A 20,557-nucleotide genomic window follows, 5' to 3' on the forward strand; every position below is an offset into this window, starting at 1 on the left:
CCGAGATGTAAACATCGTTACGTCGCCGCTTGGCAGAAGGCTCACAGCTCGGACAAATCGATAACGGAGTCGCAGCCATGGCCCTGGATGAGTACAACCGAAAGCGCGACTTCACTGCGACCCCTGAGCCTGATGGCGAAAACGGCACGCGCAAACGCCGCAAGGCTCGTGCGCTTCAGTACTGCATCCAGAAGCACGACGCGACGCGGCTGCACTATGACTTCCGACTCGAGCTCGACGGGACGCTTAAAAGCTGGGCTGTCCCGAAGGGGCCCTCCCTCGACCCGAAATCGCGCCGTCTGGCCGTGCATGTCGAAGATCATCCGCTTGAGTACGCGACGTTCGAAGGTAGCATTCCGAAAGGTCATTACGGCGCGGGAGATGTAATCGTCTGGGATCGCGGTGTCTGGATTCCCGAGGGCGACCCGCAAGAGGGTTATCGCAAGGGCAAACTGAAGTTCAGTCTAGAAGGTGAAAAGCTGAGCGGCACCTGGAATCTGGTTCGCACGCGCATGGACGGGGGAAAGGAACAATGGTTTCTGATCAAGTCCAACGACGACGCTGCCAGGCCAGAGAGCGAATACGATATCGTCGAAGCGCTGCCAGACAGCGTGCTGAGTGATCGGACCCTGATACCCCGCACGCGTGGTAAAGCCAAACCGGCAGCCGCAGCCAAAGCGGTCAAGACACCCGCCCGTAGACGCAGCCGCAAGGACGCGCCGAACGCGACTTTGACGGGCGCCAAGCAGGCGCCGTTACCGGAGAGCTTCAAGCCCCAACTCGCGACGTTGGTTGAGTCAGTCCCTGACGGGGATTGGCGCTACGAAATCAAGTTCGACGGTTACCGCATCATGGCTCGTATCGAGCCGGGCAGGGTGCAGCTTTTCACGCGTAACGGTCACGACTGGACGCAGAAGATGCCACAGCAGGCCGAAGCGCTCGCCGGGCTTGGTTTGGAATCGGCCTGGCTGGACGGCGAAGTGGTGGTACCCGACGATGACGGCACGCCGGATTTCCAAGCGCTGCAGAACGCGTTCGAAGCTGGCCGCAGCGGCAGCATCCTCTATTACCTGTTCGATATGCCCTATCTGAATGGCATGGACTTGCGTGAGGTCCCACTGGAGGAGCGCCGAGCAGCCCTGAGTCAGGTGCTGGATGCTGACGAAAGCGAGTTGTTGCGCTTCTCCGCTGATTTCACCGAACAGCCGGAGAGCATGCTCGAGAGCGCTTGCCAGATGAAGCTGGAAGGGCTGATCGGCAAGCGCGGAGGCAGTACCTACGTGTCCCGGCGCAGCAACAGCTGGGTCAAGATCAAGTGCAAGAACCGTCAGGAATTCGTCATCGTCGGCTACACCGACCCGAAGGGTACGCGTAGTGGCTTCGGTGCGCTGCTGCTGGGGCTGCAGGACGAACAAGGTCAGCTGATATACGCCGGCAAGGTGGGCACCGGCTTCAACCAGGCCACTCTGGAGAGCCTGCACGCCAAGCTCAAACCGCTCGAAGTCGACAAGAGCCCTTTGGCAAAGGCGCCGCCAGCTGCCGACGTACGCGGTGCTCATTGGCTCAAGCCTGAGCTGATGTGCGAGGTCGCCTATGCGGAGATGACCCGGCAGGGCGTGGTGCGCCATTCGGTTTTTCATGGCCTGCGTTCGGACAAGCCGGCCAAAGCCATCATTCACGAGCGCCCAGCGAAAACAGCCAAGGCGTCTAGCCTGGAGAAGCCGAAACAACGCAATCCCGCATCAAACACGGCGGGCGGCAAGATCAAGATCTCGAACCCTGAACGCATCATCGACAAGTCGATCGGTGCAACCAAAATGGAGCTGGCACGCTTTTATGCCGAAGTCGCCCCATGGGCGTTGCCGCACCTGGCACAGCGGCCGCTTGCCCTGGTCCGTGCGCCAGAGGGAATCGACGGTGAGCTGTTTTTCCAAAAGCACACCGAGAAGCTGAGCATTCCGCATATCACCCAATTGGACACCGCACTGTTTCCCAACCATGCGGCATTGATGACCATCGACACCGCCGAAGCGCTGATCAGCGCGGCGCAGATGGGCACCATCGAGCTGCACACCTGGAATGCCGTGGCGCCGGTGCTCGATCACCCGGATCGCTTCGTGCTCGATCTCGACCCTGACCCTGCGCTGCCTTGGAAGCGCATGGTAGAGGCCACTCAACTCACCCAGACCTTGCTGGATGAATTGGGTCTGCAGTCTTATCTCAAGACCAGTGGTGGCAAAGGCCTGCACGTGATGGTGCCGTTGGAGCCGGTCCACAGCTGGACGGAGGTCAAAGCCTTCAGTCAGGCCATAGCGCAGTACATGGCCAAGCTCATGCCGCAGCATTTCTCAGCGGTCAGCGGCCCCAAGAACCGGATCGGCAAAATATTCATCGACTACCTGCGCAACAGTAAGGGCGCGAGCACCGTCGCCGCCTATTCGGTTCGGGCGCGCGAGGGACTTGCCGTTTCAGTGCCCATTCACCGCGATGAGCTGGCGGATCTCAAGGGCGCGAATATCTGGACCATTCGAAATCTCATGCCGCGCCTGGAAGAGCAGGGCGAAGACCCCTGGGCGGGGATCGACGAGACAGGGCAGCAAATCAGCGCTGAGATGCGTGAACGGCTAGGCATGAAATAACGAGGCGGGCAGATCGTCGGCTCTCTTGGAACATCCTCAGTCTGGTCAGCTCCAAGTTATGGCCCAGACAAGAGTTTTCCTGATGATTTGCTGTTCCCCTTGCGATTGCCAGCCGAGGCCACTGATGCCTGGGATTCAACTTACCTATCCATCTGTCAGAAGCGACCGCTTCCAACGCGCCGCGGAGTACTGGCATCCATGAAGCTCACCCGTTGGCTGATCGTGCTTTTTTTTGTGGTCGCGACGGCCTGTTTTTTCTGGTTCGATCTTGAACAATACCTGACGTTGGAAATGATCCAGGCGAAGAGTGGGGCGCTGCGAGACCAGGTCCAGGCGCACCCCTGGTGGGCAGGCTCGGTGTTCTTTGCCGCTTACGTAGCGCTGACGGTCATGTCATTCCCCGGTACCGTGGTGCTGACGTTGCTGGCCGGCGCCTTGTTCGGCCTGGTCGGCGGAACCTTGATGGTGTCCTTTGCCAGTAACATCGGTGCGCTGGTTGCGATGCTCATTAGCCGGTTTCTGTTACGTGACTGGATTCAGAAACGGTTCGCCAAACAGATCGCAAGTATCAATCGGGGGCTCGAGCGGGACGGGGCCTTTTACCTTTTCTCGCTGCGGTTAATACCTCTCGTTCCCTTCGTTCTATTGAATCCTGCGCTCGGGCTGACGCGAGTAAGCATGTGGACGTTCTGGTGGACAACTCAGGCAGGCATGCTCCCAGGCCACGCAATCTATGTGGGGGCCGGACGCCAGCTGGCACGTATCCGGGAGATTTCCGACATCCTCTCGCCGAGCTTGATCGGGACGCTGGCTCTGCTAGCCATATTTCCGCTGGCTGCTACCAAGCTGTTAACGCTCTACAAAGCGCGAAAGGTCTACAGCGGTTGGCAGAAGCCGGAAAGCTATGAGTACAACCTGTTGGTCGTCGGTGGCGGGAGCGGGGGGCTTGCCGCTGCTCGAATTGCGGCCTCGATGAAGGCTAGGGTGGCATTGGTTGAACGCGAGCGGCTCGGCGGCGCGGCGCTGCACAGTGGCAGCGTCCCGGCCAGGGCGCTGATGCGGGCAGCCAACATGAATCACGCACTGCGCCAGGGCGGTACGCTGGGCATCCAAATGCACACCGAAGTTGACTTTGCTGAGGTCATGCAACAGGTGCGCCGCACGCTCGACGAGGCACAACGGCAGGTCACGGCTGAATCATGCAAAGCCACCGGTGTTGAGATGATTTGGGGTAGGGCTCAGCTGACTTCACCCTGGTCGGTTCAGATAGGCGATCGCACCCTTTACAGTCGTGCCATCGTCATTGCTACGGGAAGCCAACCTGTCATCCCGCCAATACCGGGGCTCGAGAAGGTCGAGCCGCTGACCTGCGAGAGCATCTGGGATTTGCAGCAACGGCCGGATCGACTGCTGATCATGGGCGGCGAAGCCAATGCCTGTGAACTGGCACAGGCGTTCCAGCGCCTCGGCTGTCAAGTTACGCTGGTGGTTGAGGGCGACATGTTGTTGGCTGCGGCCGAACCAGAGGCACGCCAAGCTGTTTATGACGCCCTTTGTGCGGATGGGGTTCAGATTCTGCTGCAGGTAGCGCCACAACATGTCGAAGTGGCTGGAAACGAGCGCCGCCTGGTCTGTTTGATCGAGGAGCAACACCATTCCTTGCCATTTGATGAGGTGTTGCTGGCGTTGGGGCGCCAGGCCCATCTGGATGACCTAGGGCTTGAAGCGCTGGAGCTGATCACTCGTGAAGACGGTAGCCTGGAGGTGGATGAGTACCTGGCTACGCGCTACCCAAATATCTATGCCGTGGGCGCAGTGACCGGTCCGGACAGTTCTTTTCAAAGCGCTACGCACCATGCCTGGTATGCCGCTGCCAATGGCCTTTTTTCCGGATTCCGCCGTTTCATGGTCAGCGACCGGGTGGTCCCGCGCGTGGCTTTTACCTCGCCCGAGATCGCCAGCGTGGGATTGACTGAAGCCCAGGCGAAGTTGGCTGAACTGGAATACGAGGTAACCATGCTCGATCTCAATTCGCTTGAGGCGGCGCAAATGAGCGCTGGCAACAGCGGTTTCCTCAAGGTCCTCACCGAACGCGGGCGCGACCGCATCATCGGCGTCACGCTTGTTGGAGATGGAGCGAGTGAAACGCTCGCCGTGTTCGTGTTGGCGATGAAGCACAAACTGGGACTGAACAAACTGCGCCGTACCGTCCACATCAATCCGACCTTGGCTGAGGCCAGCCTCGCGGTTGCGGAGGCCTGGCGGCGCGCGCATACAGCCAAACGTCCACAGACCTGGGCTGCCAGGTTGCATCGTTGGCGATTGGGCGGACAACCCTGAGCAGGATTGCCGTATCTGTTGCGAATAACCGATTCGCGGCGCTGCGATAACTCCAATCCGACGTTCTGCGCCGAGCATTGACGACGCTAAGTGCAGATTGCTTTTCCTGGTAACAACCCGCAGCTACCTAGTTAGCAACACCAGGCAGCGGACAGGTTGGATATTCTGAAGCGATGCCGGAACGTTAGCCGAAAGCCGAATGTGCGTGGCCAAATCAAGAAGCAGCCAAAGCGTGGGCGCAGCTGCTGAGTACCTGATGAAAGTCCGCTGTATACGGATCGCTAGGTTCGCATAATGTATATTATGTTAAATAGCGTATTAGGCAATGCGAGTCATAACACTGCCTTCCGATCCAGCTTCACCTTCGCCGCACACGTCTCCTCGTTGGGACAACATGTGCGGCTCTCCTTTGTCAGCTACTGCTTTTCAATGACGACACTGCGTATGTCGTCTGCCAATTGGCGGACGCGTTCTTCACTGGTGTCCCACGAGCACATGAAGCGCGCGCCGCCGACACCGATGAATGTGTAGAACATCCAGCCGCGGCTTCTCAGTGCTTCGAGTGCCAACGGTGGGATGCTGACGAAGACGCCATTGGCCTGCACCGGAAACATCAGTTCTACACCGGGCACGTCGCCGATCAGGCTGGCGAGTAACTGCGCGCAGCTGTTCGCGTGTTCGGCGTATTTCATCCAGGCGCCGCCTTCCAACAGACCTACCCAGGGTGCAGACAGAAAACGCATCTTCGATGCGAGCTGACCAGCTTGCTTGCAGCGGTATTCGAAATCCTCGGCGAGATCGCGGTTGAAAAACAGGATGGCCTCGCCGACTGCCATGCCATTTTTGGTGCCACCAAAACAGAGCACGTCAACGCCGGTTTTCCAGCTTAGTTCGGCCGGTGACAGTCCGAGAAATGCACAGGCATTGGCAAAGCGTGCACCATCCATATGCAGGTGCAGTCCTAACTCCTTGCAGGTGTCACTGATGGCTCGGAGCTCATGCGGCTGGTAGACGGTACCGATTTCGGTGGCCTGGGTCAGGCTGACGACGCGTGGTTTGGGGTAATGAATGTCCTTGCGTTTCAGGGCTATCTCGCGGATGGCCGCAGGCGTCAGCTTGCCCTGTTCGGTTCGCGCCACCAGCAGCTTGGAACCGTTGGAAAAGAACTCCGGCGCGCCGCATTCATCGGTTTCGATGTGCGCGATGTCGCCGCAGATCACGCTGTGGTAGCTCTGGCACAGCGATGACAAGGCCAGTGAGTTGGCCGCCGTGCCGTTAAAGGCGAAGAATACTTCGCAGTCGGTTTCGAACAGTTGGCGGAAATGGTCAGCCGCACGTGACGTCCATTGATCGTCCCCGTAGGCCCGGTCATGCCCCTGGTTGGCCCGGGCCATCGCCTCCCAGGCTTCCGGACAGATGCCAGAATAGTTGTCACTGGCGAATTGTTGATTGGCGCTGCTCATCAAAGCCTCTCTATGAATACTGCCTAGCTGCTTATTGGCAGGAAAATTACGGTGTAGAGCCCAAGCACGCCAAGCGCAAAGACCGATGCGCCAATCCACAAAACCGACAGTGCATCAGCTTGGATTCGCCCGCTTTTCACCCCGCTGGCGCTGCGCGTGTAGCGTCGCTGTTGAGTCGTCCAGATCCCCAGTGCAGTGGCTAAGGATAGCGCGACCAACACCGCGACGAAGGTGCCGTGGTAAGGCATCCAGCGCACAAACAGTGCGCTTACTGTAATCATCGTCAGCAGGGTCCGCCCCCAGGCCAGCGATGTACGTTCGGGTTGCAGACCGGGATCTTCATGCAGCGGTGGTGGCGCTGGTTTGGGCTCCAGACGGCGGCGGAAGGAAATATGCATCGGTGATCGATCAGTTGCGTAATGCGACAAAGGCGATCAGTACCAGCGTCACCAGTGTGCCGCCGATGGACAGGATCGGGATCAACAGTGGAAACGGCAACGGCCCCTGGTGACGCATCGCACGCTCGATGGTCAGCCAGCGGAAGCAAGCCGTCGAGCTGATGAACATCGCCAGTAACAACAGCGAAATCGAGAGGACCTTGCGTATCTCCAGCGGGAAAATTTCGCTGGCAAAGGCCTCGACCGCGACACCACCTGCCAATACCGCCAGGGACGTTCGTATCCAGGCCAGAAAGGTCCGTTCGTTGGCCAGGGTAAAGCGCGGATCGGGTTCCGTTCCGCCAGACAGCAACCTGTGACTCCAGCGACTGCGTTCCATTGTGCTGATGCATCTCCCATAGGAATTTACGTAGGTCATTCAAACAGAAACGATGTCGCGCTGCAGGTTCCGTTGAATGTGCATCGCAGTTCAACTGATGTCGCGCGCGCTTGGCATCTAGCCTCTGCAGCGCTGTCAGGACGCAGATCAACGACAGTAGGACGCAGCATGCTAATGTGCTGCGCTCCAAAACAGCTCGGAGATCTCCATGTTGCTTCGCCTGGTAACCCTCGTTGCACTCGGCACGGCATGCCTGTCAGCAACCGCAGCCGATCAGAACCATGCTCATCATCAGATGATGGGTGCACCACTTGAGGCCACTCAAGTGTGGTCGCGTGCCATGCCGCCCACCGCACCCACCGGTGCAGTCTATTTCACGTTACAAAACCCTGGCGATTCACCGGATCGGCTGTTAGGCGTGCACACGCCGCGCGCGAAGAAGGCCGAACTGCATACCCATGTGCACGAAGGCGAGATGATGCGCATGAAACAGATCGATTCGATCGAGGTGCCTGCCGGTGGCCAGGTCGAGTTCAAGCCAGGCAGCAACCACGTCATGCTCTTCGAACTGAGCGCCCCACTCGTGGCTGGTGAGCGCTTCCCGCTGACCCTCGAATTCGAGCACGCGGGCGAAGTGACCGTTGATGTGTCCATCCAGGACCAGGCCCCAGAGCCAAGCGGACACGAGCACATGCAGCACTGATCGACTATTACGAGATCGCGCTTGGCACAACGGCGACCAGACGAAGTCCGAGCCCGTAACAGGGGCCGATGTTACCGGCCCCCTCTCCTTCTTCTTCCTACCTGTTCCGCTGCGTTCGCGGTTAGCTGCCACTGGATCGGCAAGCGCGCTGCCACCGGCTCCGATTGTTTGATCAGATCCCGGTCGGCGTGCGCATGGTGACGAACTCTTCGGCGGCGGTTGGGTGAATGCCGACCGTATCATCGAAGATTCGTTTGGTTGCGCCGGCCTTCAGCGCAACGGCCAAGCCCTGGATGATTTCACCCGCCTCTGGGCCGGCCATATGGCAGCCCAGGACCTTGTCCGTATCCGCGTCGACCACCAGTTTCATCAGGCTTCGCTCGAGGCTATCGGTCATGGTCTGCTTCATCGGTCGGAAACGGCTTTCGAACAGCACCACCTTGTGGCCTTGTTCGCGCGCTTGTTCTTCGGTCAAACCGACCGTCGCCATGTTTGGCAGGCTGAACACAGCCGTGGCGATGTTGTTGTAATCGACCGGCCGATACTCCTCGGGTTTGAACAGCTGTCGGGCCACGGCCATACCCTCGGCGAGCGCGACGGGCGTCAGCTGGATCCTGCCGATCACGTCCCCGATTGCCAGAATCGAGGGCGTAGATGTGCGGAACTGCTCGTCGATTGCAACGAAGCCGCGCTTGTCCAGCGTCACATCGACGTTCTCCAAGCCCAGGCCGTCGAGCATCGGTCGGCGACCGGTGGCGTAGAAAATGCAATCGGCTTCCAGCGTACGACCGTCTTCAAGCGTGGCGAGCAGCGTTCCGTCTGCCTGTTTGTCGATGCGGGCGATGTCGGCGTTGAACTGGAGATCAAGGCCTTTTTTGATCAGCTCATCCTTGAGGTGGTCGCGCAGGGCGCCATCGAAACCGCGTAGAAACAATTCGCCTCGATAGAGCAACTTGGTATCGGCTCCGCAGCCGTGGAAGATCGAGGCGAACTCGACAGCGATATAGCCGCCGCCCACCACCAGAACGCGACGTGGCAACGCGTCCAGGTAGAAGGCTTCGTTGGAGGTGATGGCATGCTCGCGACCGGGAATCTCTGGCACGAACGGCCAGCCGCCAGTGGCAATCAGAATGTGCTCGGCGCTGCAGTGCTTGCCGTCGACCTCTACGGTATGGGCGTCGACCAGGCGTGCATGGGCCTGTAGTAGCGTGACGCCGCTGTCAGTTAGCAGGTTCTTGTATATGCCGTTGAGGCGCTGGATCTCGCGGTCCTTGTTGGCTATGAGCGAAGCCCAATCGAACCTGGCGCCGTCGATGGTCCAGCCGTAGCCTTCGGCTTCGTGGATGTCTTCGGCATAGTGGGCGCCATAGACCAGTAATTTCTTCGGCACACAGCCGACGTTTACGCAGGTGCCGCCCAGGTAACGGCTTTCGGCTACCGCCACGCGGGCGCCATAGCCAGCAGCAAAACGGGCGGCACGGACGCCACCGGAACCCGCGCCGATGACGAATAGATCGAAGTCGTAAGCCATGAACTGTTGTCTCCCTTGTAGATCGCACAGCATAACCCAGGCCGTTGGCCGGATTCATTGGAGGAGCATCGCATGCGCCCTACCCTCACACATCTCGCGCTGCACGTGCCCGATCTGGACGCCTGCATCGCCTTCTACGAGCAATTCTGCGGGATGCACGTGTTTCACGAGCGCGCTGGAAAAGGATCTCGCATCGTCTGGATGGCCGAGCCAGGAAAGGAACGCGAGTTTATTTTCGTCATCATGCCGGGTGGGCAGGATCGTGCACTGGCCGACAACGACTACAGCCATTTCGGCTTTGCCCTGGCGAGCCGCGCGGAGGTCGATGCGATTGCAGACAGAGCTCGTCAGGTTGGCTGCCTGATCTGGGAACCCAGGGACGAGCCCTACCCGGTTGGATACTACTGTGGCGTTCGTGATCCGGCCGGTCACTATGTCGAGTTCAGCTACGGTCAGCCGCTCGGCCCAGGCGCCGAAGAAATGCCGGCTCCCTGAAACGCAAAAGCCACCCGAAGGTGGCTTTATGCACAGCGCTGGTGCTTAGAACGCTTTACCGGTCAGGTAGAAGTTCTCGTAGCAGAAGTTGGTCGCTGCGATATAGCCCTCGGCGCTACCGCAGTCGAAACGCTGGCCCTTGAACTTGTACGCCAGTACACAACCGTCCTGGGCCTGGCGCATCAGCGCGTCGGTGATCTGGATTTCGCCGCCTTTGCCTGGCTCGGTCTGCTCGATCAAGTCAAAGATATCCGGCGTGAGGATGTAACGGCCGATGATGGCGAGATTGGACGGTGCATCTTCGGGCTTGGGTTTCTCAACCATGTGGCTGACACGGAAAATGTCGTCACGGATCATCTCGCCGGCAATCACGCCATATTTGCTGGTCTCTTCCGGTGGTACTTCCTGGATTGCGACGATCGAGCAGCGGAACTGGTTGTACAGCTTGACCATCTGCGCCAGGACTGGATCACCGTTTAGGTTGATGCACAGGTCGTCCGCCAGAACGACAGCAAAGGGTTCGTCACCAATCAATGGACGACCGCTGAGAATCGCATGGCCCAGGCCTTTCATTTCGACCTGACGGGTATACGAGAAGCTGCACTCATCGATCAGTTTGCGGATACCGACCAGGTACTTTTCCTTGTCGGTGTTGCGGATCTGATGTTCGAGCTCGTAGCTGATGTCGAAGTGGTCTTCCAGGGAGCGCTTACCGCGCCCGGTAACAATCGCAATCTGGCTCAGCCCAGCAGCCAGTGCCTCCTCAACCCCATATTGAATCAGGGGCTTGTTCACTACCGGCAACATCTCCTTGGGCATAGCCTTGGTTGCAGGAAGGAAGCGCGTGCCATATCCGGCCGCAGGAAAAAGGCATTTCTTGATCATGTGAGTCCTTGAAAAGATGAGTCCGATTGATGCACTGCGCCTGGATCGGTCAGCAGCCATACCCTGCATGTCCCGCCAATGGCGACTGACTAGAGGCTACGACCGCCGAAACGGTTCGGGGTTCGACTGCGGCTGGGCAAATTCGGCCATGCCATTCACCTGACGGATGGCTGTTGACATGGCTTCACCATAGCGTGGCCTGACTAGCAGAAATTGCCAAGCAGCTTAACGAAAAAGATTGCCGCCGCAGTCGTTAAACGCCTCGAGAACGGAGCAGCTCGCGAATGGCCTTCCGCTGCCGAATGATCCGATGGAGACCCGCGCCGAGAGATAAGCGTCGCAGTTCGCGCGATGGCTGTTCGAGTTTTATTGATTCACATCAACAGAATTGGAGATTGATTTCCTTTCATCGCGAGCCATGGCTCTGCGTCGTTGAACAGCGACTAGGATGTCGCCGGTCTCGTTAGTGGCACGGTGCCTTCACTCAGCCGGCATTGAAAAACCTCGTAAAGCGAAGGGGTTTCCGGCCGATAGGTTTAAGGCAGATAAAGCGGCTAAGCCCTGAGCCAGATGGCCCGCAGTGGTCCGTCGCGTCCCCAGCGAAGGTTTCGTTTTTGTGTAGTAGTAACTAAGGAACAGGATGAACAGCACCTCCCCAGCTCGGCAAATGTCCGTTCAAACAAAAATCAACCTGGCCCTGTTGGTGGTGTTCGCCCTGGTCCTGGCAGCCTCCCTCTTCTATTCGGCAGGTTCAGAGAAACAGCTGATACTCCATGTCGTGGAACAACAGACCAAGGATACGGCTGACTCCTATTTCGACAGTATCAACACCATGATGCTGACCGGCACCATGGGCCAGCGTGAGGTGCTGCGTGACAAGATCCTTGCCCGGCCGGGCGTAATCGATGCACGTATCGTCCGCGGCGAGCCTGTAACCAAGCTGTTCGGGCCTGGGTTCGAGCATCAGGCACCCAAGGACGAGCTAGACAGACGTGCGCTTGCCGGCGACGCCACCGTCGAAGTGAGTGATGGTGCGAATGGGCGTGTGCTGACAGTGATCAATCCGATCCATGCGCAACAGGATTACCGCGGCACCAATTGCCTGACCTGCCATCAGGTCCCGCAAAACACAGTGATGGGGGCAGTCCGCATCAGCTATGACCTGTCCGCACTGGACGGCGAGGTGCATCGCAACATTCTGACTTCAGCCGTGATCCAGGCGCTGCTGCTACTGGCGGGTCTGATCGTCATGGGCTACATCATCCGCCGGGTGATTATCAGCCGTATCAATGAGATGCGGCACACCATGGAGGCGATGACTGCCGACGAAGACCTCAGCCGTACTGTCGCTGTTCACGCCCAGGATGAAGTCGGCGCCATGGGCACTGCATTTAACCGCATGATTTTCAAATTCCGTAACAGCCTGGAGGCGGTGGCCGCTGTAACCCACCAGTTGGGAGAGGTGTCGAATCGAGTCTCGAGCGTCGCCGAGAAGACCCAGACTGCAGTCATGGAACAGCGCAGCGAAACCGATATGGTTGCCTCGGCCATGAATGAAATGAGTGCAACCGTTCAGGAGGTGGCGCGGCATGCTAACGAGACCGCGTCTGCATCGAGCGGTGCCGATGAGGAATCGCGAGTTGGCGTCGCGCTGGCAACCGAGGCGCTGGATGGTATCGAGGTGCTGATTCAGGACATCGAGAAAGCGGCGCAGGTGATCAAGCAGGTCGAAACGGACAGTGTCAGCATTGGCATGGTATTGAACGTCATCAACGGCATCGCCGAGCAGACCAATCTTCTCGCACTGAATGCTGCCATCGAGGCCGCCCGCGCTGGGGAACAGGGCCGTGGTTTCGCTGTGGTCGCTGATGAGGTGCGCACCCTCGCCTCGCGCACACAGAAGTCCACCGAAGAAATCCAGCGCACCATCGAGCAACTGCAAAACGGTGTGCGTAACGCCGTACAGGCCATGGAAGGGGCGCAGGTTCGGGCTCACTCGGGTTCGGACTGTGTAGCCAAGACCGCACAGAGCCTCACCGTGATCGCGGGTGAAGTGAACACCATCAACGGCATGAACACCCAAATCGCCACAGCGGCCGAAGAGCAGAGCGCGGTTGCCGAAGAGATCAACCGCAACATCACCACCATTAGCACCATTGCTGACACGACCTTGGCTGATGCATCTCAAACCTCGCAGATCAGTGAGGAGCTGGTTCAGCTCGCGGCCGAGCTGAATCGTCTGGTTAGCCAGTTCCGGTTGTAATCAAGGGTGACAGGCAGCCGAGCACACGCAGCTCGGCTGCTTGGCCTAATATTCATGTATTGACCGCTTGGCGCCCGCGCTTCAGCCTGGCCGGTTCTTGATCTGGGACAGGCCCAGGCAGGCTGGGGAAACGCGATAATTCGCGCCAAGATGTCGCAGGCTGCGGACGGCACTGCCCGACCCAGCCACTCATAATCATGCAATCAAGGTGAAACCCTACATGGACCAAACGCCGAGCTTTAACCGCGCCCTGGTCGAAAAATATGACCGCCCCGGTCCTCGCTACACGTCCTACCCCACTGCTCCCCAGTTCCATCAGGCCTTTGCCATGGACGACTACCGCAGTGCCGCGCAGGCGACCAACGTGGCGGCGGAGCCCAAGCCGCTGTCGGTGTACATCCATATCCCGTTTTGCAAAAGCCTTTGCTACTACTGCGCCTGTAACAAAATCATTACCCACAAGACCGATCGTGCCGTCGAATACCTCGACTACCTCAAGCGCGAGATCAAGATGCAGGCCTCGCTGTTCGACCGCTCGCGCAAGCTGACTCAGCTGCATCTCGGCGGCGGTACACCGACCTACCTCACCAGCGAACAGCTGGCTGATCTGATGGCGACACTGCACGACGCCTTCAACATGGACGACAGCGACAATCACGAATTTTCGCTGGAGGTCGACCCGCGCACCGTTACCCCCGCTCAGATTCATCAACTGCGCGAGCTGGGCTTCAACCGCTTGAGCTTCGGCGTGCAGGACTTCGACGAACAGGTGCAGATCGCAGTCAACCGCATCCAGACCGAGGAACAGACCCGAGAATTGGTTCAGGCCGCACGGGATGCCCATTTCAAGTCGATCAGTGTTGATTTGATCTACGGTCTGCCTCTGCAGACCGTGGAAAGCTTCGGCGTTACATTGGACAAGATCATCGACATCCGCCCGGATCGCATCGCGGCCTATAGCTATGCGCATCTGCCAGATCTGGTCCGGGCGCAGAAGCTGATTCGCCCGGAGGATATGCCGCCGCCCGAGCGAAAGCTGGAGCTGTTGGAACTGACCATTCAAAGACTGACCGATGCGGGCTACGTCTATATAGGCATGGACCACTTCTCCCTGCCAGACGACGAACTGACCCTCGCTCGCGCCAACGGCACGCTGCAACGTAACTTCCAGGGCTACTCGACCCACGCCGATTGCGACCTGATCGGCCTCGGCATTTCGTCCATCGGCAAGGTCGGCAACAGTTACAGCCAGAACGTGAAGGAGCTTTCGCAGTATTACGCACGGCTGAACGAAGGCATGTTACCGGTGCACCGTGGCTACCAGCTCAGTGAAGACGACCGCTTGCGCCGTGACGTGATCGTTTCGTTGATGTGCCATGGACGCATCGATTACGCCGAAATCGAACAGCGCTACGGCATCGACTTCAAGGCGTACTTCGCCGATTCACTGGCCAAGCTGGATGAGCATATCGCCGATGGGCTGGTGGAAATCAACGACGACGCCCTTGTGTTGCTGCCCCAGGGTCAATTGATGTTGCGCAACGTCGCCATGGCCTTCGATGCCTACCTGGGCGGTGAACAGCGCGGCCGTTTTTCCCGCACCGTTTGATCCTCATTGCGCTCACCCAGCCGGCCAACGGTTGGGTTGAGCGCCGCTACTTCAAGGCGCACTCCCGAGCCTACGGTCCGTCACCGCTGATCGTTCAGGCATTGCCAAAACCCGCGGCAACTGTATAAATACACAGCTTTGTGGGCCGCTGTGCCCATGCTCGACCGAACCGGACGTTCGATGCGCCAGGCGCTGGAAAACCCCTTCTATTACCTCGACAACTTTCGCCAAGTGCTCGCCTGGGTTGGTGAGCGCCACGGTGATCTGCTGCACGATCACGAACGCGCGTTTCTCGACCGTTTCCACCAGGTTCCACAAGCGTCGCAGGCCTTGCTGGTGCGCATGGTGATGCGCAAGGGCACGCTGTTTCGTGCCAGCAAGCTGCGCTACACAGAGATTGGCTGCACGATGCAGGCATCCGTTGCACTCATCGAGCACGGCTGGGTCGAGACTAATCCAATGCTGGATGTGGCTCAGCTATTCGGTTTGTTGAAAAAAGACGAATTGCTTCGTGTATGCGGCAATGTTGCAACCAACGGCCAGCGCAAGGCCGATTTGCTCCAGGCCATGCTGGCCGAGCACTCCCAGCCAAAGCCTTTCGCCAGTTGGTGTGAAGGTTTTGACGATGCAGCATTTGCGCTGACCATTGGCGATCTGTGCGACCGTTTGCGGCTGATGTTCTTCGGCAACATCCATCAAGATTGGTCCGAGTTCGTTCTCGCCGACCTGGGTATTTTTCGTTACGAGCGAGTCGCCTTCTCCCCCGCTTCACGAGCCTTCCATGAACGCGCCGATGTCGATGCCTACCTGCATCTGCATCGCTGCCGTGAACGCTTCGAGGCGGGTGACGCCGCTGAAGCCGTCCTGCAGGACATTCCATCGACAGCGTATGCCAACGAATGGCTGGAAAATCGCCGCGGCAAGCTGCTGCTGAGCATCGCCAGGCAGTGCGAGCGCAATGGTGATTTGCCCTTGGCGCTGCGCCTGCATGCAGCCAACCACTACCCGGGCGCTCGCGAACGTGCTATCCGCGTGTTGGAGCGTTGCGGTCAACCAGAGGCCGCGATGCGACTGGCGCTGACGGCGCAAGCTGCACCTGAAAGCGAGCACGAAGCCCAGCAGCTGCAACGCATCCTGCCGCGCCTGATGCGAACCCTGGGCGAACCCATCACGCGCGGTGTGAACCTCACACAACCAGAGCGCATAGATCTGACCCTGCCTCGGCCCGAGGGAATGAGCGTCGAACAGGCCGTGCGTGAACACCTCACCCGAAGCGATGCGCCGGTTTACTACGTTGAAAACGCGCTGATCAATTCGCTGCTTGGCCTGCTCTGTTGGGATGTCATCTTTGCGCCGTTGCCCGGTGCGTTCTTTCACCCGTTTCACGCTGGCCCGGCCGATCTCGCGCGACCTGACTTCCATGCTCGCCGGGCAGGATTGTTCGACGAGTGTCTGAGCAGGCTCGGCACTGGCGAGTACCGTGACTGCATCCGCCGCGTGTTCAGGGAGAAGTTCGGGCTGCAGTCGCACTTCGTCAGCTGGGGCCTGTTCGACGAGGCGTTGCTGGAGCTGGCACTGGCGTGCATCCCTGCCGAGCATCTGCATGCTTTTTTTCAGCGAATCCTGCAAGACGTACCCAACCATCGTAGCGGCCTGCCAGACCTCGTTCAGCTCTGGCCAGGCGAGCAGCGTTATCGATTAATCGAAGTAAAAGGACCAGGCGACCGGTTGCAGGACAATCAGAAGCGCTGGATCGACTTTGCGTTGCGTCATCAGGTGCCGATCGCGGTGTGCTACGTTCAGTGGTCGGAGGCCGCACCTTGAGTTATCGGGTCGCAGTCCGTGCGTTGTGCGAATTCACCGCAAAACAAGGCGATCTGGATCTCCGTTTCACGCCCTCGCCTACCGCGCTGGAAGGCATGGCCGGACACGCTACGGTCACGTCGCGGCGCGGAGATGGCTACGAGCGAGAAGTCACGCTCGAAGCCAGCTATCACAACCTCACCGTTCGCGGCCGTGCGGACGGTTATGACTCAACGAAGAACCGACTGGAGGAGATCAAGACCTACCGCGGCGACCTCGCCCGGCAGCCGGCCAATCACCGTTACCTACACTGGGCGCAAGCCAAGGTCTACGGCTGGCTGCTCTGCGAAGCACGCACGTTGGAGTCGCTGGAGATCGCGCTGGTGTATTTCGATGTGGTCAGCCAAAAGGAAACCCTGCTGGTCGAAACCTGTACCGCCGAACACCTTCGGGCTTTTTTCGAAACCCAATGTCAATACTTCATCGCTTGGGCTGATCAGGAACTGGCCCACCGAGCCGAGCGTGACCAGGCGCTGCGAAGCCTGACGTTCCCCTACGGTGAATTTCGCAGCGGCCAGCGGCAACTGGCCGAAGCGGTATACAAGGCCGCTTGCACCGGTACCCACCTGATGGCTCAGGCACCGACTGGTATTGGCAAGACCCTGGCTACCCTATTTCCGCAATTGAAGGCCATGCCCGGCCAGCAGCTCGACAAGCTGTATTTCCTCACCGCTAAAACCTCGGGGCGGCAGCTGGCGTTGAATGCACTCGACAGCCTAGCGGGCCAGCAAAAACCTCTGCGAGTGTTGGAACTGATCGCGCGCGACAAAGCGTGTGAGCACCCGGACAAGGCTTGTCACGGTGAATCCTGCCCGCTCGCTCGCGGCTTCTACGACCGACTCCCGGCCGCACGCGACGGGGCCATTACTCGCCCGTTTCTCGATCAGGCGACACTGCGCGAGGTGGCCTTGGCGCATCAAGTGTGTCCCTACTATCTGAGCCAGGAAATGGCCCGCTGGGCCGACGTGGTGGTGGGTGACTACAACTACTATTTCGACCTGAGCGCTCTGCTCTACAGCCTGGCGTTGCTCAACCAGTGGCGCATCGGGGTGTTGGTGGACGAGGCGCACAATCTGCTCGAACGCGGCAGATCGATGTACAGCGCCGAACTTAATCTGCTTGCTTTCAAGGGTTTACGAAAAACTCTTCCGGCCGTGTTGAAGAAGCCGATCGAACGCGTGCTACGGTGCTGGGGCGATGTGCACCGCCTGCAGGCAGACGCCTATCAGGTTCTGCCAGGGCTGCCGCAGGTGCTCATCAACGCGCTTCAGCAAGCCGTAAGCGCAATCACCGACTACCTCGGCGAGAACCCTGCGGGGGTAGACTCGGCGTTGCAGTCGGCCTATTTCGACGCTATGCAATTCTGCAAACTGGCAGAGCTGTTCGGCGACCATTCACTGATCGACTGCACGCTGCTGCCAGCGCACAGCCGCAGCAATGCCAAAGCATCTGTCCTTTGCTTGCGCAACGTGATTCCCGCCCCCTTCCTGGCCTCCCGCATTCGTGAGACCCGCTCCTGCGTACTGTTTTCCGCGACCCTGACACCGCAGCGCTTTTACGCCGACACCCTCGGCGTGCCGGCCAACCGGGTATGGGTCGACGTCGAATCTCCGTTTCGCGCGGAGCAGTTGCAGATACGCCTTGCACAGCACATCTCCACTCGCTACCAGCATCGCAGCGCCTCGCTTCAAGCCGTCGTCGACCTGCTTGCCCAGCAGTATCAGACGCGCCCTGGCAACTACCTGGCGTTCTTCAGCAGCTTTGACTACTTACAGCAGGTCACTAGCCTCCTCCGTGTTCAACACCCTGAGCTGCCCTACTGGGAGCAGACGCGAAGCATGGATGAAGGGGCGCGCAACGCCTTTCTTGCGCGTTTCACGGATGAGAGCTGCGGTATTGGTTTCGCCGTGCTGGGCGGTGCTTTTTCCGAGGGCATCGACCTGCCGGGTAAGCGGCTGATTGGTGCCTTTGTTGCCACGCTGGGCCTACCGCAGGTCAATCCCGTCAATGAGCAGATGAAGATGCGGATGGATCATTTGTTCGGCACGGGCTACGACTACACCTACCTCTATCCCGGGTTGCAGAAGGTGGTGCAGGCCGCCGGCCGGGTCATTCGTACAACCGGAGACGTCGGCGTTGTTCACTTGATCGACGACCGCTTCGGTAGACGAGAGATCAGACGACTGCTGCCTACTTGGTGGGGATCTCCGAGTTAGCCTCATCGATTTTCCAAGTCGTCACATCTCCCTGCGCTCCAACGGCTGAGCTATTCGATCCAGGGCTTTGCCAGATCTTACCCAGCCAACCCCTTTGAAACGGCACTAGACGAAAGTCGAAGACCCTAACAATTCTTTACAAATTGGATTGACAAGCCATGTTCGGCGGCCATAATCCGATACGTCGTATGACAACTGATAACGTATTTGTTGTTTCGGCAAGCGTCGCTTTATCTGCGGCCACGCTACACCCCCCTCGTCTTGGGCTCTGGCCGCACGGGGTGGACTACTTAAAAAAGGGAGCACAACAACAATGACCCCACGCAATCCTCTGTCTGCCGCCGTTTTTGCAGGCACTCTGTCGCTGGCACTTGGCATTCCTGCCGTTGCTCACGCTGCGGATGGCTTTGTCGAAGGCAGCAAAGTCACGCTGAACGCTCGTAACTTCTACATTAATCGTAATTTTGTCGACCCGGCCTATAACGGCGGCCAGAACAAGGCTGAAGAATGGACCCAGAGCTTCATTCTGAATGCTCAGTCCGGCTATACGCCTGGACCTGTCGGGTTTGGCGTCGATGTGCTTGCGGGCCTGGCAGTCAAGCTCGACGGCGGTGGCGGCACCTACGGTACAGGTCTGCTTCCGACTCACGGTGCTGGTGCTGATCGCCATCCTGCAGATGACTTCGGCCGGATAGCGGTAGCCGCCAAGGCAAAGATGTCGGAAACCGAGTTGCGTGTCGGTGAATGGCAGGTCGTTGTGCCGGTGCTGCGTGCCGATGACGGCCGCTCGCTGCCGCAAACCTTCCAAGGTGGCATGATCTCGTCGAGAGAGATCAGCAACCTGTCCCTGTTCGGTGGTCAGATGCGCCAGAACAGCACGCGCGACGACGCGAGCATGGAAGACATGGTCTACAAAGATGGCCTGAACGGAATTACCGCCACGTCGGACCGTTTCAACTTCATCGGCGGTGAATACACCTTCAATGAAAAGACCAAGGTCGGTCTGTGGCACGGCCGTCTCGAAGACATCTACCAGCAGAGTTACGCTCAGCTGCTGCACGTCCAGCCGTTAGGCGAAGACATGGCACTTACCGCAAATCTGGGCTACTTCACCGGCAAGGACGAAGGCAGCGCCCTGGCGGGCGACCTGGACAACAAGACCTATTCCGGTCTGTTTGGCCTGCAAGCCGGTGCCAACACTTTCTATGTCGGCTTGCAGAAAGTCAGCGGCAATCAATGGATGCGTGTCAATGGTACCGGCGGTGCCTCTGTCGCAAACGACAGCTTCAACTCCGCCTACGATGCAGCGGACGAGCGTTCATGGCAGCTCCGCCATGACTACAACTTCGCTGGCGTGGGTATCCCTGGCTTGGTCCTGATGAACCGCTACATCAGCGGTGACAACATCACGACTGCAAGTGGTGATGAAGGCAAGGAATGGGGTCGCGAGTCGGAACTGGCTTACACCGTACAGAGCGGTGCATTGAAGAACCTGAACATCAAGTGGCGCAACTCCAGCATGCGTCGTGACAGCTCGTTCAGTACGAATGAGTTCGACGAGAATCGTCTGATCATTAACTACCCGATCTCGATTCTCTAAGCGTCACCACAACGCTGGACGCAACACTCCTCGCTCCTGTTGCGGAAACTTTCGCCCGTCTTTGTGACGGGCTTTTTTTTGACTGCCGAACGCCGTAGTCAAGCGTTAGAAGGCCAACAGTTGGGATGTTAGCCGGCGGGTCACACCGCCCTTTTATGTTATGTAACGCAGGA

The 20,557-nt window shown here is 58.8% G+C and carries 14 protein-coding genes; 9 read left to right on the plus strand and 5 right to left on the minus strand.

Going from position 1 to position 20,557, the window contains the following annotated elements:
- Nucleotides 1–77: 77 nt before the first annotated feature.
- Together ligD and ACIGHL_RS07450 are read left to right on the plus strand one after the other, a co-directional pair.
- Entirely contained in the window at nt 78–2,639 is a 2,562-nt protein-coding gene (ligD, locus tag ACIGHL_RS07445; protein ID WP_216706836.1) for a DNA ligase D, read from the plus strand.
- A 198-nt stretch (nt 2,640–2,837) separates the two neighbouring features.
- On the plus strand, nt 2,838–4,979 hold the full coding sequence (locus ACIGHL_RS07450; RefSeq protein WP_128121247.1) for a dihydrolipoyl dehydrogenase family protein: 2,142 nt from the start codon (nt 2,838–2,840) through the stop codon (nt 4,977–4,979).
- A 416-nt stretch (nt 4,980–5,395) separates the two neighbouring features.
- Here the strand turns inward: ACIGHL_RS07450 and ACIGHL_RS07455 are convergent, their stop codons facing one another.
- Genes ACIGHL_RS07455 through ACIGHL_RS07465 form a run of 3 tightly spaced genes read right to left on the minus strand, consistent with a single transcriptional unit; the run spans nt 5,396 to nt 7,219 of the window.
- Complete coding sequence (locus ACIGHL_RS07455; RefSeq protein WP_128121988.1) at nt 5,396–6,442, minus strand: threonine aldolase family protein; 1,047 nt, start codon at nt 6,440–6,442, stop codon at nt 5,396–5,398.
- Between the two features lie 23 nt (nt 6,443–6,465).
- The gene (locus ACIGHL_RS07460; RefSeq protein WP_045427348.1) at nt 6,466–6,840 is read right to left on the minus strand and encodes a DUF202 domain-containing protein; all 375 of its coding nucleotides are present in this window, start codon (nt 6,838–6,840) and stop codon (nt 6,466–6,468) included.
- Between the two features lie 10 nt (nt 6,841–6,850).
- Nucleotides 6,851–7,219, minus strand: a complete 369-nt coding sequence (locus tag ACIGHL_RS07465; protein WP_029404536.1) for a YidH family protein — start codon at nt 7,217–7,219, stop codon at nt 6,851–6,853.
- A gap of 208 nt (nt 7,220–7,427) precedes the next feature.
- Between ACIGHL_RS07465 and ACIGHL_RS07470 the strand changes: the two genes are divergently transcribed.
- Nucleotides 7,428–7,922: a copper chaperone PCu(A)C gene (locus ACIGHL_RS07470; RefSeq protein WP_128121989.1), complete on the plus strand. Its 495-nt coding sequence runs from the start codon at nt 7,428–7,430 to the stop codon at nt 7,920–7,922.
- A gap of 172 nt (nt 7,923–8,094) precedes the next feature.
- Here ACIGHL_RS07470 and gorA read toward each other — a convergent pair whose 3' ends face one another.
- The gene (gene gorA, locus ACIGHL_RS07475; protein WP_128121990.1) at nt 8,095–9,453 is read right to left on the minus strand and encodes a glutathione-disulfide reductase; all 1,359 of its coding nucleotides are present in this window, start codon (nt 9,451–9,453) and stop codon (nt 8,095–8,097) included.
- Nucleotides 9,454–9,525: 72 nt separating this feature from the next.
- On the opposite strand from gorA, the gene ACIGHL_RS07480 reads away from it, so the two are divergent.
- Nucleotides 9,526–9,948 (plus strand): VOC family protein, encoded by a 423-nt coding sequence (locus tag ACIGHL_RS07480; protein ID WP_128121991.1) that lies wholly within the window; start codon nt 9,526–9,528, stop codon nt 9,946–9,948.
- A 45-nt stretch (nt 9,949–9,993) separates the two neighbouring features.
- Here ACIGHL_RS07480 and galU read toward each other — a convergent pair whose 3' ends face one another.
- Nucleotides 9,994–10,833: a UTP--glucose-1-phosphate uridylyltransferase GalU gene (galU, locus tag ACIGHL_RS07485; RefSeq protein ID WP_045427334.1), complete on the minus strand. Its 840-nt coding sequence runs from the start codon at nt 10,831–10,833 to the stop codon at nt 9,994–9,996.
- Between the two features lie 640 nt (nt 10,834–11,473).
- Between galU and ACIGHL_RS07490 the strand changes: the two genes are divergently transcribed.
- The 5 genes from ACIGHL_RS07490 (at nt 11,474) to ACIGHL_RS07510 (ending at nt 20,384) form a co-directional block, all read left to right on the plus strand.
- Nucleotides 11,474–13,096 (plus strand): methyl-accepting chemotaxis protein, encoded by a 1,623-nt coding sequence (locus ACIGHL_RS07490; protein ID WP_128121992.1) that lies wholly within the window; start codon nt 11,474–11,476, stop codon nt 13,094–13,096.
- 220 nt (nt 13,097–13,316) lie between these two features.
- The gene (gene hemN, locus ACIGHL_RS07495; protein WP_064482280.1) at nt 13,317–14,705 is read left to right on the plus strand and encodes an oxygen-independent coproporphyrinogen III oxidase; all 1,389 of its coding nucleotides are present in this window, start codon (nt 13,317–13,319) and stop codon (nt 14,703–14,705) included.
- Nucleotides 14,706–14,885: 180 nt separating this feature from the next.
- Nucleotides 14,886–16,529, plus strand: a complete 1,644-nt coding sequence (locus ACIGHL_RS07500; protein WP_128122006.1) for a VRR-NUC domain-containing protein — start codon at nt 14,886–14,888, stop codon at nt 16,527–16,529.
- Nucleotides 16,526–18,784 (plus strand): ATP-dependent DNA helicase, encoded by a 2,259-nt coding sequence (locus ACIGHL_RS07505; RefSeq protein WP_128121993.1) that lies wholly within the window; start codon nt 16,526–16,528, stop codon nt 18,782–18,784. The genes ACIGHL_RS07500 and ACIGHL_RS07505 overlap by 4 nt, the downstream gene beginning before the upstream one ends.
- A 313-nt stretch (nt 18,785–19,097) precedes the next feature.
- Entirely contained in the window at nt 19,098–20,384 is a 1,287-nt protein-coding gene (locus tag ACIGHL_RS07510) for an OprD family porin (protein ID WP_128121994.1), read from the plus strand.
- The last annotated feature ends 173 nt before the right edge of the window (nt 20,385–20,557 follow it).

It is taken from the genome of Pseudomonas sp. NPDC077451 (assembly GCF_044543345.1).
GTDB lineage: Bacteria > Pseudomonadota > Gammaproteobacteria > Pseudomonadales > Pseudomonadaceae > Stutzerimonas.

Excerpts from the sequence above, each read along its gene's own strand:
- ligD (WP_216706836.1), top strand. The coding sequence starts at position 78 with ATGGCCCTGGATGAGTACAACCGAAAGCGCGACTTCACTGCGACCCCT.
- ACIGHL_RS07450 (WP_128121247.1), top strand. The coding sequence starts at position 2,838 with ATGAAGCTCACCCGTTGGCTGATCGTGCTTTTTTTTGTGGTCGCGACG.
- ACIGHL_RS07455 (WP_128121988.1), bottom strand. The coding sequence starts at position 6,442 with ATGAGCAGCGCCAATCAACAATTCGCCAGTGACAACTATTCTGGCATC.
- ACIGHL_RS07460 (WP_045427348.1), bottom strand. The coding sequence starts at position 6,840 with ATGCATATTTCCTTCCGCCGCCGTCTGGAGCCCAAACCAGCGCCACCA.
- ACIGHL_RS07465 (WP_029404536.1), bottom strand. The coding sequence starts at position 7,219 with ATGGAACGCAGTCGCTGGAGTCACAGGTTGCTGTCTGGCGGAACGGAA.
- ACIGHL_RS07470 (WP_128121989.1), top strand. The coding sequence starts at position 7,428 with ATGTTGCTTCGCCTGGTAACCCTCGTTGCACTCGGCACGGCATGCCTG.
- gorA (WP_128121990.1), bottom strand. The coding sequence starts at position 9,453 with ATGGCTTACGACTTCGATCTATTCGTCATCGGCGCGGGTTCCGGTGGC.
- ACIGHL_RS07480 (WP_128121991.1), top strand. The coding sequence starts at position 9,526 with ATGCGCCCTACCCTCACACATCTCGCGCTGCACGTGCCCGATCTGGAC.
- galU (WP_045427334.1), bottom strand. The coding sequence starts at position 10,833 with ATGATCAAGAAATGCCTTTTTCCTGCGGCCGGATATGGCACGCGCTTC.
- ACIGHL_RS07490 (WP_128121992.1), top strand. The coding sequence starts at position 11,474 with ATGAACAGCACCTCCCCAGCTCGGCAAATGTCCGTTCAAACAAAAATC.
- hemN (WP_064482280.1), top strand. The coding sequence starts at position 13,317 with ATGGACCAAACGCCGAGCTTTAACCGCGCCCTGGTCGAAAAATATGAC.
- ACIGHL_RS07500 (WP_128122006.1), top strand. The coding sequence starts at position 14,886 with ATGCGCCAGGCGCTGGAAAACCCCTTCTATTACCTCGACAACTTTCGC.
- ACIGHL_RS07510 (WP_128121994.1), top strand. The coding sequence starts at position 19,098 with ATGACCCCACGCAATCCTCTGTCTGCCGCCGTTTTTGCAGGCACTCTG.